Here is a 15,438-nt window from a genome sequence, read left to right as displayed (position 1 = left end):
GTGCTCCACCACCTTCAGGCCGACCTTCGGCAGGCATTCCTGGTAGCCGGCGTCGAGCGGGCGGGTCCAGGCCGCGTCCTCGCTCATGATCGCCGCCGTCTTCGCCTTGAGCAGGCCGACCACCGCCTCCTTGGCGGAATCGCAGACCGACTGCGCGAGCGCGTGCGAGGTCATGTAGCCGTGGAAGGTGTACTTGTTGCGGGCGTAGTCCTTGTGCACCGCCACGCTGATCTCGTTCGACGCCGCGCCCGGGGTGATCATCGGCGTCTTGAGGCGCGCCGCCCAGGGCATCAGCGCCAGCACCACCTCGGAGATGTAGCTGGCGATGACGATGTTGACCTTGTCCTCGCTGACCGCGCGCTGGAAGGCGCGGACCGCGTCGGCGGCCGAGCTCTTGTCGTCGTAGGCGACCACCTCGATCTTGCGGCCCTCGACGCCGCCCGCGGCGTTGATCTCGTCGGCGGCGAGCTGCACCGCCTGCGGGATCGAGGCGCCGATCACCGACTGGGCCTCGGCGATCACCCCGATGCGGATCGGGTCGGCGGCGCGGGCGGGGCCGGGCAGGGCGAGCGCGGCGGCCAGGAGGGCGGGCAGGGCGCGCCGGGTGATGACGCGCCGGGTGAGGACGGTCCGTGTGGTTGCAGCCATGGCGTTTCCTCGTCCGCGAATGGAATTTTGTATTCTCTTTCGCGCGGGGCGAGCTTATCGGCGCGGCCGCCGATCACAAGGGCCGCGCGCGGCGGACCGGCTGACAATCGTCGCGCCGGCGTTTCACGCGCCCGCCCTGGCCCGCTCGCCCCTCCGCCCTATCGCTGCGCCGCCTTCACCGCCGCGGGCAGGATGATCTTTCCGTTGGCGATCCCCGCCGGCCAGACCGCGACCTGCTTGCCCGACTGCCACTGGGCGAGCAGCCCGGTGACGAGGCCCGGCCCGTACTTGATCGAGTGGGTGAAGGGATCGTCCTTGCCGTAGAACTGGATGCGACCGACGGTGCCCGGCCAGTCGGTCTTCTCCAGGGCGTCGACCATCTTGTCGGCCTCGGTCGAGGCGGCCCGCTTGACCGCGTCGGCGACGTAGTAGGTCGCGTCGTAGGCCATGTAGCCCGCGTAGGACGGCGCCCCGCCGAAGCGCTTGGTGTAGGCGTCGGTGAAGCCGTTGGTCTTGTCGGTCATCGCCACGCCCGGCACGGCGATGGCGTCGAACAGCACGCCCTCGGTCGCGCCGTTGGTGTTGGCCCAGAAGGTGGACGAGGTCGCCTGCCCGCTGACGCCGGTCATGGCGATCGGCACCTTCTGGTTCTGCCACTGCACGGTCGGCTGCACGCCGACATGGGCGATGCCGGTGACGATCAGGTCCGGCTTGGCCGCCTCGATCTTGTTGTAGATCGGCGTGAAGTCGCCGGTGTCCGGCGAGAACCGGACGTGCTCCACCACCTTCAGGCCGACCTTCGGCAGGCATTCCTGGTAGCCGGCGTCGAGCGGGCGGGTCCAGGCCGCGTCCTCGCTCATGATCGCCGCCGTCTTCGCCTTGAGCAGGCCGACCACCGCCTCCTTGGCGGAATCGCAGACCGACTGCGCGAGCGCGTGCGAGGTCATGTAGCCGTGGAAGGTGTACTTGTTGCGGGCGTAGTCCTTGTGCACCGCCACGCTGATCTCGTTCGACGCCGCGCCCGGGGTGATCATCGGCGTCTTGAGGCGCGCCGCCCAGGGCATCAGCGCCAGCACCACCTCGGAGATGTAGCTGGCGATGACGATGTTGACCTTGTCCTCGCTGACCGCGCGCTGGAAGGCGCGGACCGCGTCGGCGGCCGAGCTCTTGTCGTCGTAGGCGACCACCTCGATCTTGCGGCCCTCGACGCCGCCCGCGGCGTTGATCTCGTCGGCGGCGAGCTGCACCGCCTTGGGGATGGCGCCGCCGGCCACCGACTGGGCCTCGGCGATCACCCCGATGCGGATCGGATCGGCGGCGCGGGCGGGGCCGGGCAGCGCGAGCGCGGCGGCCAGGAGGGCGGGCAGGGCGCGCCGGGTGATGACGCGCCGAGTGAGGGCGGTCCGGGGGGATGCAGCCATGGCGTTTCCTCGTCGGCGGACGGAATTTTGTATTCTCTCCCGCACCGGGCGAGTCTATCGGCGCCCGCGCCGATCTCAAGGGCCGCCGCGCGCCGGCCGGCTGACGTTTGCGCGGCGGCGTCTCGCGCCCCCCCACCGGGGGCTATCCGGGGGCTCGGGCCGGGCCTAGGTTCGCCCCAAGTCCGCGCTCGCCAGGTCCGCTCGACCGGGCCGGCGCGGCAGCCTCGGGACGAGGGCGGATCGGGTGAGGAACACGCTTCTGGCCGCCCTCCTGGGCGCGGCGCTCGCGACGGCGTGGGGCGGACCCGCCCCGGCGCAGGATTCCGAACAGATCTCGGACGGAAAGGTCCGGATCGGGCTGATCCTCGACATGTCCGGGGTGTTCGCCGACGTGACCGGCCCCGGCAGCGCCGCTGCGGCGACGATGGCGGTGGAGGATTTCGGCGGCTCCGTGCTCGGCAAGCCGGTCGAGGTCGTGGTGGCCGACCACCAGAACAAGGCGGATGTCGCGGCCGCCACCGCCCGGGAGTGGTTCGACACGGGCCGCGTCGACGCGATCCTCGACGTGGCCGCCTCGGCGCCGGCGCTGGCGGTGGCCGAGATCGCCCGGGCCAAGGACAGGATCGCCGTGTTCAACGGCCCCGGCGCGGTGCGGCTCACCAACGAGGCGTGCTCGCCGGTGACCGTGCACTACGCCTACGACACCTACGCGCTGGCGAGCGCCACGGGACAGGCGACGGTGAAGGCCGGCGGCACGTCGTGGTACTTCATCGCCGCCGACTACACGTTCGGCCAGGAACTCGCCCGCGACGCCTCCGCGGTGGTCAAGGCCAACGGCGGCAGCGTGCTCGGCGAAGTGCGCGCGCCGCTCAACACGGCGGATTTCTCCTCGTTCCTCCTCCAGGCGCAGGCGTCGGGCGCCAAGGTGGTGGGGCTCGCCAATGCGGGGCGCGACACCACCAATGCGATCAAGCAGGCGGCCGAGTTCGGGCTGACGCAGGGTGGCGGCCAGCGGCTCGCGGCCTTGCTCGCCTACATCAACGACGTCCACAGCCTGGGGCTGCCCGCCACCCAGGGCATGCTGCTGACCGAGGGGTTCTACTGGGACCTCGACGACGGCACCCGCGCCTTCGCCAAGCGCTTCCACGCCCGCACCGGCCGGATGCCGAACATGTCCCAGGCCGGCGTCTACTCGGCGGTGACCCACTATCTGAAGGCGGTGAAGGCGTCCGGCACCGACGCCACCGCGCCGGTGATGCGGGCGATGCGCGAGACGCCGATCGACGATTTCTACGCCCGTGGCGGGCGGATCCGCGCGGACGGCCGCATGGTCCACGACATGTACCTGTTCCAGGTGAAGACGCCCGCCGAGTCGACGGGCGAATGGGACCTCTACAAGCGCGTCGCCACCATCCCCGGCGATCAGGCGTTCCAGCCGCTCTCGGCGTCGCGCTGCCCGCTGGTGAAGAGATGACCCTGCGCTGGAGCACCCGCCCGAAGGGCTCGACCTGGGGGGATTTCGGGCCCGACGACGAGTTGGGCCGGCTCAACCTGCTCACGCCGGAGAAGGTGCTCCAGGGCGTCGCCGAGGTGCGCGAGGGGCTCACCTTCTGCCTCAGCCTGCCGCTGGACCTGCCCGGCGGCAACGTCCTCAACCCCCGCCGCCACCCGCCGAAGATCACGCCGACGGTCCGCGCGAACGGGCGGCCGAACATGCTCTTCCCGGTCTGCGAGGAGGTGGAGGGCGCCACCGACGTGATCTGCGACGACCGGGCGGTGATCCACCTGCAATACTCGACGCAGTGGGACTCCCTCGCCCATGTCGGCTCGCTCTACGACGCCGACGAGTCCGGCCTGCGGCCGACCTTCTACAACGGCTTCCGCGGCGGCCACGACATCGTCGGCCCGACGCAAGCCGGCGAGGAGGGCCCGTCCCGGGCCAAGCGCCTCGGCGTCGAGCGGCTGGCGGAGAAAGGCATGCAGGGCCGCGCGGTGATGATCGACCTGCGCGCCCATCTCGGCGACGCCAAGACCCGCGTCGGCTACGACACGCTCAGCCGGATCCTCGCGGCCGACGGCGTCGTGATCGAGCCCGGCGACATGGTCTGCCTGCACACCGGCTACGCCGAGCACCTGATCGCCATGGGCGGGCGGCCCGACCCGGACCGGATCCACGACCTCTGCGCCGGCCTCGACGGGCGCGACCAAAAAATCCTCGACTGGATCACCCGCACCGGCCTCTGCGCGCTGATCGCCGACAACTACGCGGTGGAGTCCTACCCGGCGGGTCCGCGGCCCACCGGGATCGAGTGCTGCGCGACCCTGCCGCTGCACGAGCACTGCCTGTTCAAGCTCGGCGTCAACCTCGGTGAGTTGTGGCACCTGACGCCGCTCGCCGACTGGCTGCGGGCGCGGGGGCGCAGCCGCTTCCTGCTCACCGCCCCGCCCCTGCGCCTGCCCGGCGCGGTCGGCTCGCCGGCGACCCCGATCGCCACGGTCTGAGGGAGGGCGGCCATGGAGATCGCGGTCGTCGGCGGCGGGCTGATGGGGCACGGCATCGCCCTGGTGCTGGCGCTCGGCGGCCACGGGGTGCGGATCACCGACACGCGGCCCGAGACGCTCTCCGCGATCCCCGGGCTGATGGAATCGGCGCTCGCCACCCTGATGGAAGCGGACGCCGCCCCCGCCGGCTGGGACGCCGGGCGGCTCTCCGGCGCGGTGCGGATCACCTCCGATCTCGCGGCGACGGTGGCCGACGCCGACCTCGTGGTCGAGGCGATCACCGAGAACCCGGACGCGAAGCGCGCCCTGTTCGCAGAGCTCGACCGGCTCTGCGCGCCCGGGACGGTGATCGCCAGCAACACCAGCTACCTCGACCCCTTCCCGCTGATCCCGGAGGCCCGGCAGGCCCGCGCCCTGGTGATGCACTGGTACACGCCGCCCTACATCGTCGATCTCGTCGACGTGGTGCCGGGCCCCGGGACCGACCCGGCGGTGGTCGAGGCGATGCGCGCCCTCGTCGCCGGGCTCGGCCAGAAGCCGATCGTGCTGGCGCGCTTCGTGCCCGGCTACGTCGCCAACCGCATCCAGTCGGCGATCAGCGCCGAGGTGTTCCGCCTGCTCGACGAGGGCGTGGCCACGCCGCGCGAGATCGACGACGCGGTGATCCACGGGCTATCCCTGCGCCTGCCGGTCCTCGGCCACCTCGCCAAGGCCGACTTCACCGGCCTGGAGCTGACGCAGCGGGCGCTCGCCAACGCCACCTACGCACCGCCGCCCGCGCGGACGAAGTCCGGGACCCTCGACGCGCTCTGCGCCGAGGGCCGCACCGGAGTGATGGCGGGCCGGGGCTACTTCGACTGGGGCGGGCGCGACCCGGCGGAGCTGTTCCGCGAGCGCGACCGCAAGCTGCTCGCCCTCAAGCGGGCGATGGCCGGGATCGGACGGATGGAGGGGACATGATCGGCGCGGATCTCTCCGGCAAGCGCGTCCTCGTCACGGGCGCCTCCTCCGGCATCGGGCTCGCCACCGTGGAGATCTTCGCGCGCAACGGCGCATCGGTCGCCCTCAACCACCTGCCCGACGACCCGCGCGGGCCCGCCGAGGTCCAACGCCTCGCGGACGAGGGCCGCGCGGTGATCGCCCTGCCCGGCGACGTGTCCCGGGCCGGCGACGCCGAGGCGATGGTCGCCGCCGGGATCCACGCGCTCGGCGGGCTCGACGTGCTGGTGAACAACGCCGGCACCTCGGGGACGACCGTGCCGATCGCCTTCGAGGACCTCGACGCGATGACCGAGGATTTTTGGCAGACCATCCTCGCGACGAACCTGATCGGCCCGTACCGGTGCGCCCGGGCAGCCGCCGAAAGTCTCAAAAAAAGCCGCGGGGCGATCGTCAACACCGCCTCGGTGGCGGGGCTCGGCCGGCGGGGCTCCTCGATCGCCTACTCGGCGAGCAAGGCGGGGCTGATCAACCTCACCCGCAGCCTCGCCCGGGCGCTGGCGCCGGAGATCCGCGTCAACGCCGTGGCGCCGGGCCTCGTCGAGACCGCCTGGACCAAGCCCTGGCCCGAGGCGCGCAAGGCGGCCACCGTCGAGCGCACCATGCTCGGCCGGATGGCCCGGCCCGAGGACATCGCCGAGACGATCTTCTTCCTGGGTGCCGGCGCGGCCTACATCACCGGCGAGACCCTCACCGTGGACGGCGGGGCGATGTAGGGGCCCTCCGACGGGCGCGGCCCGGCGCGACCGGACGCCTCATCCAGGCCGGCGACGCGAACCACGGATCGCCGGCTGCCCCCCGCGCAGGGAACGTCCTCCGGGGGCGGCGGGCGTCAGCCGGACGCGCCGATCCCGACGATCGGGATCGTGACCGGAGCCGCACCCTCACGCCGCCGTCCCCAGCCCCGGCAGCACCGAAGCGGGCGGGCCGGAGGCGGCGAGCCGGCCGGCCTCCAGCACGTGCACCGTGTCGGCCCGCTCCAGCGTCGAGAGGCGGTGGGCGATCAGGATCAGCGTGCGCCGGCCGCCGAGCGCCCCGAGCGCGCGCATCACCGCACCCTGCGTCTCGTCGTCCAGCGCCGAGGTCGCCTCGTCGAACACGATCACGTCCGGGTCGTGGTAGAGGGCGCGGGCGATGCCGATGCGCTGGCGCTGGCCGCCGGAGATCCGCGCCCCGCGCTCGCCGACCCGCGCCCCGTAGCCGCCGGGCAGCGCCGCCACGAAGTCGTGCGCCCCGGCGAGCCGCGCCGCCCGCTCGACCGCGGCCGGATCCGGCGGGTCGACGCCCAGGGCGATGTTCTCGGCGACCGTGCCGTCGATCAGGAAGACGTCCTGCGGGACGTAGCCGATCCGGTTCTGCCACGCGGGCAGGGCCTCCGCGTCGAGGGGGCGCCCGTCCACGCGGATCACGCCGGTGCCGGGCGTCAGCACCCCGAGGATCAGGGCGGCGAGCGTCGACTTGCCCGAGCCGGTGCGGCCGACGAGGCCGACCGTGGCGTTGGCCGGGATCGTCAGGTCGATGGCGTGCAGCGCCGCCGCCTCCGGGCCGTAGGCGAACCCCACCCCCTCCAGCCGGATCTCTCGGGTGAACGGCAGGCGCTCCGGGGTGCGGACCTGCGCGGGGCGCTCGTTAGCGAGCTCGTCCACGATCACCCGCACGGCCGGCAGGTAGAACCGCATCAGGGCGATGGAGGTGAAGATGTTCTGGAAGGCCGGCAGCATGCGGTAGCCGGCGAAGGCGAACAGGCCGAGCAGCGGCAGGATGCCCGCCACGTCGAGCCCCTGCGCCAGGGCGAACAGCACCACGGTGATGACGCCGCCGAACGCCACCGCCTCGACGGCGAAGCGCGGCATCTGCCCGGTGAGCAGGCTCGCGGCGGCGGCGACCGCGTAGGCCCGCGCCGGCCGGTCGAAGCGGGCGGCGAAGGCGTCCGCCCGGCCGTAGAGCCTCAGCTCGGTCAGCGCCCCGAAGGTCTCCTGCACCACCCGGAAGCGGGCCTCGTTGTCGGCCACCGAGCGGCCGCCGAGCCGCGCCAGCCGGGCCCGCATGGCGAGGTAGATCGCCACGTAGAGGCCGCCGAAGCCGCCGCCCAGGATCAGCGCCAGCCCCGGCGCGTAGGCGAGCAGGAAGGCGATGATCGCCAGCGCCGAGGTCGCCCGCGAGGCGAGCACGGTGGCCGGCGTCAGCACGCCCACCACCAGCCGGTCGGTCTCGGAGAGGACGTTCTTGGCGAGCTCGGCGCTGTTGGCGCGGGCGAAGAACAGCCGGTCCCGGTCGAGGTAGCGCAGGAACAGCCGGCGGCTGAAGCCGTAGCCGGCCAGATGCGTGAACAGGAGCTGCGCGTAGGTGAGCCCCGCATTCACCACCGCCGTGACCAGGATCGCGGCGAGCGCCGCGCCCCCGGTGGCGAGCAGGAAGGCGTGCGCGTCGGCGAGCCCCAGCCACGCCCGGGCGTGGGCGAGATAGGGGATCCGCGTCGCGGCGGAGGGGTCGCCGACCAGCGTCAGGAACGGGATCACCGAGGCGACCCCGACCACTTCGAGCAGCGCCGCCACCGCCAGCCCCAGGGCGATCAGCCCGAGCCGCCGCCGGTCGCGGGCCCGCATGGCGCGCACGAGATCGATCAGCGCGCGCATCGGCGTCGGGGCAGGGGGCGTGGATCGGGCATGGCCCGGCTTAATCGGGCCGGGCCGGCCCTGTCCACGCGCGGCCTCGCAACCCGGTCCGCTCGATCGCGCCGCGGTGCGGACCGGACGGCGCCCGTGCGCCGCGCGGGCCGGAGCTGCGCCCGGTCGCGCTGCAATCGTGCGCGGCTCCAACCCTTGGTCTGGACGCGCGCTCTTCCGCCGAACCGGCAGCCGCGTCGGCGGCGAGCGCGCTCGCCGATGCGCCCGCCGCCTCGTTCACGCGCAGGGCGTATCAGCCGAGCTTCTTCAGGGATCCGAGGTCGACCGCCCCGTCCTGGCCGGTGAAGACCGGGTCCCCCGATCGCCCCGACTGCGACACGCCGCCGATGCGGTGGTCGCCGCTGTCGTAGGTCGAGACCGCGCCGTCGCGCTCGATCAGCAGGCGGTGCTTGTCGGGAAAGACGGCGTACCGCATCCCGTCCTGGGCGCCGCTGGTGGCGGGGGAGCCCAGTTCCTCCGGCCACCACCGCTCGCCGCCGTCCATCGGTTCCATGGGCTTCATCGGCGCCATGGGCTTCATCGGTTTCATCGGCTCCACGCCGGCCTCCTCCGTCGAACGTGACGGGAGGACGCGGGAGACGGGGAAGGGTTGCGTCGGGGCGGCGTGTTCGGATGTGCCGCCTACTGCACGCCGAGGATCAGCGTGCTCGCCGGGCCGCCGCTCGCGGGCGCGACCGGGACCGCCACGACGCGGGCCTGGGGCGATCCGGCGCCCGGCCCGCGCGCGCCGAGGCAGCCGCCGAGGGGGACCAGCGCGAGGCACGACAGGATCAGGGCGGCGCGCTTCATGATTCGGGTCTCCGCCCGCCGATCCTGCACCGGCAGGGTTAACGGAACCCGACCGCGCCGCGTCCGCGCGCTGCTCCCCCTTGGATCGGAGATCCCCGGCCGGCCGTTGACCGATCGCGCCCGTCGCGCCCGGAGGATGCCGTGCCCGATCCCGAACCGCCGCCCGCGCCCTCCGGCCCGCCGGGCGTCCCGCCGGAAGACCTCGGCCTGCCGACGCCGCCGAGCCCCGGACGCATCCCACCGCCGCACCTGCCGCCGCCGCACCTGCCGCCCGCCCCGGACCCGGGCGGTGCGGGCGAGGACACCGAGGATCGAGACCCGCAGAGGATCCCGGGACACGCTCCCGCCGACGGATCGGGGGGCTCTCTCGACGACGGGAGCGCGGCCGGGACGCAGGCCCCAGCCCGACTTGGCTGACACCGGACGCGGCCCCGCGCCCTCACCTGTGTGAGGGAGCGCGACCCGCTCAGGTCGCGGTGCCGGTCACCGAGAGCAGGACGCCGTCGCTGCCGACCTCGGCGCCGTCGTAGCCGAGCATCCGCGCGAGCTGCTCGCGGGCGCGCCAGACCCGGCTCTTCACCGTGCCGATCTGGCACTGCATCACCGCGGCGGCCTCCTCGTAGCTCAGATTCTCGATCGCCACGAGCACCAGGGCCTCCCGCATCGTGGGCGCGAGACGCTCCAGCGCCGCGCGCACGTCCTGGAGATCGAGGTGGCCGCTCTGCTCGGGGATGCTGGTCAGCCGCTCGGCGTGGGTGCCGTCGCTGTCGGAGACCTCGCGGCCCTGCTTGCGGTGGGCGCTGTAGAAGACGTTGCGGAGGATCGTGAACAGCCACGCCTCCAGGTTCGTGCCGGCGCGGAAGCCGGCCCGGCCGCGCCACGCCCGCAGCAGCGTGTCCTGCACGAGGTCGTCCGCGGAGGAGGGGTCGTGGGTCAGCGATACGGCGAAGCGGTGCAGCGCCGGCGCGATCTCCAGGAGGCCGGCCCGGAACGCCGCCTCGTCCCGCCCCTCGGCCGCCGCCAGCGCCGCGTCGAGCCGCGCGAGGAGGTCGCCGAACCGGTCGGCGCCGTCCGCGGGCCCGGTCCCGACCCGCTCGTAGGCGCCGCGCAACAGGGCGCCGAGGTGGCGGCGCACCGGGTCGGGCAGGCCGACGTCGCGGTCGAGGGTGGGTTCGAGTCCGATCGAGTCTGTCATCGGCCCTGGGCTAGACGCGGGCGGCCGGAACGGGGCCGGGAGCGTTTGTTGCCCGCCCGTTCCGGGCGCCGCCGCAACATGCGTTAGGTCATCGCGCGTTCCCGTGAGCGCCCGGCCCGCGCGAGCTTGGCTGCGAACCTTGCACGCCCTGCGTGCATCCCGTCGCGACCCGAGGATCGCGGCGCGTCGGCCGGCCGTCCGGCCCCGGGCATCGGCTCCGCGGAACATCCGGCTTCGCCGCGCGGCGAACCGCCAAGCTAACATGGGTTGGCGCGGAACTTCTCCGTCCGGGCAGAAGCCGGCGGAAGCGTGTGTCGGGCCGGAGGCGCGGACCCACGCCGGATCGGGCCGCCGACGGGCGTCCGGCACCGGCCCCGCCGGGCCGGCGGGTTCCGCAGGGTCGGGACGCCACGCGCCGCGGCGGACGACGGCCGAGGAGGACGGCGGAGGCGGACTTGGACAACCTGTTCCTGCGTAAGGTGGAGCGGCAGGTCCGGCTGCCCGAGGCGGCGCGCGCGGCGCTCGGCGACCTCGCCCGCCAGCAGATCCGCCACGTCGCGGCCCGGCAGGATCTCGTCGGCCACGACACCGGCCCCCATCACGCGCACCTGATCCTCGACGGCTGGGCCTGCCGCTACCGGCAGTTCCCCGACGGGCGGCGGGCGATCGTCGCCCTCCTGCTGCCGGGCGACCTGTGCGATCCCTACCGCGTCCACCGGATCCGGGCCGACCACGCGGTCGGCGCGCTGACGGCGCTGACCGTCGCCCGCCTCGCGCCGGAGGCCCTCGACGAGGCCGCGCGCGCGCACCCGGCCATCGAGGCCTGCTTCCGGCGCGAGATGCTGGCGGCGCTGGCCCTCCAGCGGGAGTGGACGGCGGGGGTCGGCCGGCGCTCGGCGATCGAGCGGCTCGCCCACCTGTTCTGCGAGCTGCACCTGCGGCTCGCGGCCGTCGGCCTCGTCGCGGACGCCACCTTCCCGATGCCGGTGACGCAGCCCGACCTCGCCGACGCGCTCGGCCAGACCAGCGTCCACATCAACCGGACCCTGCGGGAGCTGCGCGCCGCCGGCCTGATCGAGCTGCGCGGGCGGCGCCTGACGATCCGCGACCTGCCCGGGCTGAAGGCGCTCGCGCTGTTCGACCCCGCCTACCTGTACTGGGCGTGACCCCGCGCCTCCGGCACGGCCTGTGCGGGCGGCCCCGGCGATGGTAGCATCCTGCTTCCGACGGATGAGGTTGCAATGGCCCTGGCCGCCCGGCGTGACGCGCGGATGAGCGTGCCCGAGTTCCGGGCCTGGGCGGAGTCGCGGCCGGAGCGCGAGCGCTGGGAACTCCTGGACGGCGCCCCCGCGCTGATGGCCCCGCCGACGGAGCGGCACCAGCGCATCGTCATGAATCTCGCGCGGCGTCTGGACGAGCTGGCCGAACGCCGCGGCTGCCGCGCCCTGCCGGGCCTCGCCGTCGTGAGCGCGGCGATGGACGACTTCGCGCCGATCCCGGACGTGGTGGTGCGCTGCGGCCCACCCCGCCCGGACGGCTACGCGGAGGATCCGGTGCTGGTCGCCGAGGTGCTCTCGCCCTCGACGATGAGCCGCGACCGCGGCCGCAAGACCGACTTCTACCGGGCGGTGCCGAGCCTCGCGACCTTCCTGATCGTCTACGCCGACGAGCCGCGCGTGGAGGTCTGGCGGCGGGCGGGGGCCGAGTGGAGCGTCGCGGCCCTCGGGCCGGACGGCGCGGTGGCGCTGCCGGATCTCGGGGGCAGCGTCCCCGTCGCCGCGATCTACCGCGACATCACCTTCTGACCGACCAGACCGAGGTCCTGACCCCTTGCCCCACTTCGAGGATTTCTACGCGGCCAAGCTGCGCGGGACGCTCGGCGTCACCGACGCGGAATCGGTGCTCGACCTGCGCAGCGCCAACCGCGCGACGGCCGAGGCGTCGCTGAAGGAGATGATCGAGCGCAGCCGCTTCGCCAAGGGCAAGACCGTGGCGGTGCGCCTCGCCCCGCCGCCGGAGGGGGGCGGGGAGACGCTGTTCCAGCCCGCCGGCCGCCTGCTGCTCGACGCCAAGCGCCGCGGCCTCGTCGACCGGCTGCACACCCTGCCGGCCCAGGACGGGCTGGGCTTCTACGTCGGCCTCACCGGCCGCGCCGGGCGCGCGCAGCCCTGAGCCCGCACGTGAGGGATCGGCGGGGCGCGGACGCGCGTTGAGGGGGCCCCGAACGCGCGGCGCGAATCCCCGCATGAGACGCGGATCGCCGCCGGGCGCCCCCCGAGCGCGAGGCTCCCGATGACGCCGTTCCCCGGCGGACGCAACGCGATCGAGCGGATCGCCCGGTTCGGCTACGGCGCCCGCGGCGCGGTCTACGGCGTCGTCGGCGCCCTGGCGCTGCTCGCCGCGCTCCAGGGCGGGCGCGCCGGCGACAGCCGCGACGCCCTGCGGACGGTCCTCGTCGGGCCGTTCGGCGCCGTCCTCGTCGGGCTGATCGCCCTGGGGCTCGCCGGCTTCGCCCTGTGGCGGCTCGTCGAGGGGGTGACCGACGCGGACCGGCGCGGCACCGGGGCGAAGGGGCTCGCCGTGCGCGGGGCCCACCTCGTCAGCGCCGCGCTCTACGTCGGCCTCGCCGCCACCGCCGCCTCCCTGAGCCTCGGCCTCGGGTTCGGCGGCGGCGACGGCACCCGCGACTGGACCGCGTGGCTGCTGGCCAAGCCGTTCGGCCGCTGGCTGGTGGCGCTCGCGGGCCTCGCGGTGGTCGGCGGCGGCCTCGCCTTCCTCGTCAAGGCGTGGCGGGGCAACGTGACCGAGCGCCTCGCCCTCGACGCCGCCGCCTGCCGCTGGGCGGACCCGCTCGGCCGGTTCGGCTACGCCGCCCGCGGCGTCGCGTTCCTGATCGTCGGCGGCTTCCTCGTGGCCGCCGCGTGGCACCAGCGCTCGGCCGAGGCCAAGGGCCTCGCGCAGGCCTTCGCGCTGCTGCGCGACCAGCCCTACGGCGCGGTCCTCCTCGCCTTGGCCGGGGCCGGCCACGCGGCCTTCGGCGCCTTCGGCCTGATCCAGGCCCGCTACCGCCGCATCGACGCCCCCGACATCGACCGGGTGGACGACGCGGCCCGGGCTGCGGTGCGTGGGATGACCTGACCGCGCGTTGACAGCCCCGACCCCGCGGCGGATACCCCGCCCGATCCGATGCAGCAGCGCCACGCCAAGACCGCGGTGATGGTGGCCCACGACCTCGCGGCGACCGCCGCGGCCGTGGCGCTGACCTTCCTGTTCCGCTTCCAGGGCGCGATGCTCGCCGAGCGTCTGCACGCCCTGCCGCTGCTGCTGCCGCCGCTGCTGGCCGCCGCCGGCCTCGTCTACGCGCGCTGCGGCCTCTACCGGACCAAGTGGCGCTTCACCTCCCTGCCGGATCTGGCCGGCATCGTGCGCGCGGCGAGCGTGCTGGCGCTGCTGCTCCTCGTCACCGACTGGGTGCTCGTCTCCGCCGACCTGTACGGGTTCTACTTCTTCGGCAAGATCGCCATCCCGCTCTACTGGGTTCTCCAGATTTTTTTCCTAGGGGGGACGCGGCTGGCGTTCCGCTACCTGAAATACACGCGCTCGCGGCAATCGAACGCCCGCGCCGCCACCGTGCCGACGCTGCTGCTCGGCCGCGGCGCCGACATCGACGTGCTGCTGCGGGCGATCGAGGCGGGCTCGGTGAAGAAGCTCGCCCCCCGGGGCATCCTGTCGCCGCGCGCGGGCGAGGCCGGGCAGTTCATGCGCGGCGTGCCCGTGCTCGGCGGCTTCGGCGACCTGGAGCGGGTGGCGGCGGAGATGGCGGCGGCCGGCGAGCCCCTGCGGCGGCTGGTGGCCGCGCCGAGCGCGCTCAGTCCCGAGGCCGCCCCGGACGATCTGCTCGCCCGCGCCCGCCGGCTCGGCCTGCCGCTCGCCCGCGTCGCCGGGCTGGGCGAGGGGCCGGGGGGACCGGAGCTGGCGCCGCTGGAGATCGAGGACCTGCTGCTGCGCCCGACCGTGGCGATCGACCGGCCGCGGCTGGAGGCGTTCCTCGCCGGGCGGCGGGTGGTGGTGACCGGCGGCGGCGGCTCGATCGGCTCGGAGATCTGCCTGCGGGCGGTCGCCTTCGGGGCCTCGGCCGTGCTGGTGCTCGAATCCTCCGAGCCGGCGCTGCACGGCATCCTCAGCCACCCGGCGCTGCTCGCAGCCGGGGCCGAGGTGACGGGGGTGCTCGCCGACATCCGCGACCGGGACCGCGTCCATGACGTCATAAAAAAATTCCGGCCGGACTACGTGGTCCACGCCGCCGCCCTGAAGCAGGTGCCGTACCTGGAGCGGGACTGGGGGGAGGGGATCAAGACCAACGTGTTCGGCTCGATCAACGTCGCCGAGGCGGCGGTGGCCGCGGGCGCCCGGGCCCTGGTGATGGTCTCCACCGACAAGGCGATCGAGCCGGTCTCCATGCTCGGCGTGACGAAGCGCTTCGCCGAGATGGTCGCCCAGGCGCTGGACGCCGAGCAGGCCGGGCGGCCGGGGCATCCGACCCGGCTGATCGCCGTGCGCTTCGGCAACGTGCTCGGCTCGGTCGGCTCGGTGGTGCCGGTGTTCAAGGCGCAGATCGCCCGGGGCGGGCCGGTCACCGTCACCCACCCGGACATGGTGCGCTACTTCATGACCGTGCGCGAGGCGTGCGACCTCGTGCTGACCGCGGCCTCCCACGCCGACGGCGAGGCCCGGGCGGAGGGGGCGGACCGCGCCGCCGTCTACGTGCTCAAGATGGGCCAGCCGGTGCGGATCGCCGAGCTGGCCGAGCGGATGATCCGGCTCGCGGGCTTCGAGCCGGGCGCCGAGATCGAGGTCGCCTTCACCGGCGCGCGGCCGGGGGAGCGCCTCAACGAGATCCTGTTCGCCCGCGACGAGCCGCGGGTGGGCCTGCCCGGCATCGACGGGGTGATGGCCGCGCGCCCCGTCTTCGCCGACCGGGCGCGCCTCGACGGCTGGGTCGCGGAGTTGCGCGCGGCGGTGGCGGCGGGCGACCGGGCGGCGGCGGCGGCCGTGTTCGCCGCGGCCCTGCCCCCGCCCCGGGAGCCGGCGGCCCCGCAGCCGGGGGCGGCGCCTGCCCGGACCGGGGCGGACCTGCTTCCCGGGGCGGCGCCGGCGGTCGGCTGAACGCGCGCGCTCCGGGGCTCCGCCCCGGAAC

Annotated in this window: 15 protein-coding genes; 9 read left to right on the top strand and 6 right to left on the bottom strand. The window is 74.4% G+C overall.

The window, feature by feature from the left end:
* On the bottom strand, positions 1–648 hold a 648-nt coding region (locus tag Q8W71_RS17285), incomplete at its 3' end, for an ABC transporter substrate-binding protein (RefSeq protein ID WP_305526627.1).
* Between the two features lie 158 nt (positions 649–806).
* Positions 807–2,069 carry an ABC transporter substrate-binding protein gene (locus tag Q8W71_RS17280; protein WP_305526626.1) on the bottom strand — a complete coding sequence of 421 codons (1,263 nt, stop codon included), beginning with the start codon at positions 2,067–2,069 and terminating at the stop codon, positions 807–809.
* Between the two features lie 244 nt (positions 2,070–2,313).
* On the opposite strand from Q8W71_RS17280, the gene Q8W71_RS17275 reads away from it, so the two are divergent.
* Genes Q8W71_RS17275 through Q8W71_RS17260 form a run of 4 tightly spaced genes read left to right on the top strand, consistent with a single transcriptional unit; the run spans position 2,314 to position 6,286 of the window.
* The gene (locus tag Q8W71_RS17275; RefSeq protein WP_370875442.1) at positions 2,314–3,543 is read left to right on the top strand and encodes an ABC transporter substrate-binding protein; all 1,230 of its coding nucleotides are present in this window, start codon (positions 2,314–2,316) and stop codon (positions 3,541–3,543) included.
* A complete protein-coding gene (locus tag Q8W71_RS17270; RefSeq protein ID WP_305526625.1) occupies positions 3,540–4,571 on the top strand; it encodes a cyclase family protein in 1,032 nt (343 codons plus the stop codon). Before Q8W71_RS17275 ends, Q8W71_RS17270 begins: the two co-directional genes overlap by 4 nt.
* A 12-nt stretch (positions 4,572–4,583) precedes the next feature.
* Positions 4,584–5,531, top strand: a complete 948-nt coding sequence (locus Q8W71_RS17265; protein ID WP_305526624.1) for a 3-hydroxyacyl-CoA dehydrogenase family protein — start codon at positions 4,584–4,586, stop codon at positions 5,529–5,531.
* Entirely contained in the window at positions 5,528–6,286 is a 759-nt protein-coding gene (locus Q8W71_RS17260; protein ID WP_305526623.1) for an SDR family NAD(P)-dependent oxidoreductase, read from the top strand. Before Q8W71_RS17265 ends, Q8W71_RS17260 begins: the two co-directional genes overlap by 4 nt.
* 168 nt (positions 6,287–6,454) lie before the next feature.
* On the opposite strand, the gene Q8W71_RS17255 is transcribed toward Q8W71_RS17260, so the two are convergent.
* From Q8W71_RS17255 to Q8W71_RS17240, 4 genes are all read right to left on the bottom strand, one after another.
* Complete coding sequence (locus Q8W71_RS17255) at positions 6,455–8,206, bottom strand: ABC transporter ATP-binding protein (protein ID WP_305526622.1); 1,752 nt, start codon at positions 8,204–8,206, stop codon at positions 6,455–6,457.
* 283 nt (positions 8,207–8,489) lie between these two features.
* Positions 8,490–8,786 carry a hypothetical protein gene (locus tag Q8W71_RS17250; RefSeq protein ID WP_305526633.1) on the bottom strand — a complete coding sequence of 99 codons (297 nt, stop codon included), beginning with the start codon at positions 8,784–8,786 and terminating at the stop codon, positions 8,490–8,492.
* Positions 8,787–8,878: 92 nt separating this feature from the next.
* Positions 8,879–9,046, bottom strand: coding sequence for a hypothetical protein (locus tag Q8W71_RS17245; RefSeq protein WP_305526621.1), 168 nt, complete (start codon positions 9,044–9,046; stop codon positions 8,879–8,881).
* Between the two features lie 466 nt (positions 9,047–9,512).
* Entirely contained in the window at positions 9,513–10,241 is a 729-nt protein-coding gene (locus tag Q8W71_RS17240) for a sigma-70 family RNA polymerase sigma factor (protein WP_305526620.1), read from the bottom strand.
* A 455-nt stretch (positions 10,242–10,696) separates the two neighbouring features.
* Between Q8W71_RS17240 and Q8W71_RS17235 the strand changes: the two genes are divergently transcribed.
* From Q8W71_RS17235 to Q8W71_RS17215, 5 genes are all read left to right on the top strand, one after another.
* Entirely contained in the window at positions 10,697–11,407 is a 711-nt protein-coding gene (locus Q8W71_RS17235; RefSeq protein WP_305526619.1) for a Crp/Fnr family transcriptional regulator, read from the top strand.
* 75 nt (positions 11,408–11,482) lie between these two features.
* Positions 11,483–12,046 (top strand): Uma2 family endonuclease, encoded by a 564-nt coding sequence (locus Q8W71_RS17230; protein ID WP_305526618.1) that lies wholly within the window; start codon positions 11,483–11,485, stop codon positions 12,044–12,046.
* Positions 12,047–12,071: 25 nt separating this feature from the next.
* Positions 12,072–12,413 (top strand): hypothetical protein, encoded by a 342-nt coding sequence (locus tag Q8W71_RS17225; RefSeq protein WP_305526617.1) that lies wholly within the window; start codon positions 12,072–12,074, stop codon positions 12,411–12,413.
* Positions 12,414–12,533: 120 nt separating this feature from the next.
* Positions 12,534–13,379, top strand: a complete 846-nt coding sequence (locus Q8W71_RS17220) for a DUF1206 domain-containing protein (RefSeq protein WP_305526616.1) — start codon at positions 12,534–12,536, stop codon at positions 13,377–13,379.
* 48 nt (positions 13,380–13,427) lie between these two features.
* Positions 13,428–15,407 carry an SDR family NAD(P)-dependent oxidoreductase gene (locus Q8W71_RS17215; RefSeq protein ID WP_305526615.1) on the top strand — a complete coding sequence of 660 codons (1,980 nt, stop codon included), beginning with the start codon at positions 13,428–13,430 and terminating at the stop codon, positions 15,405–15,407.
* Positions 15,408–15,438 lie beyond the last annotated feature (31 nt).

The organism is Methylobacterium amylolyticum (genome assembly GCF_030700245.1).
Lineage (GTDB): Bacteria > Pseudomonadota > Alphaproteobacteria > Rhizobiales > Beijerinckiaceae > Methylobacterium.
This window is presented reverse-complemented; position numbering and strand designations above follow the sequence as displayed.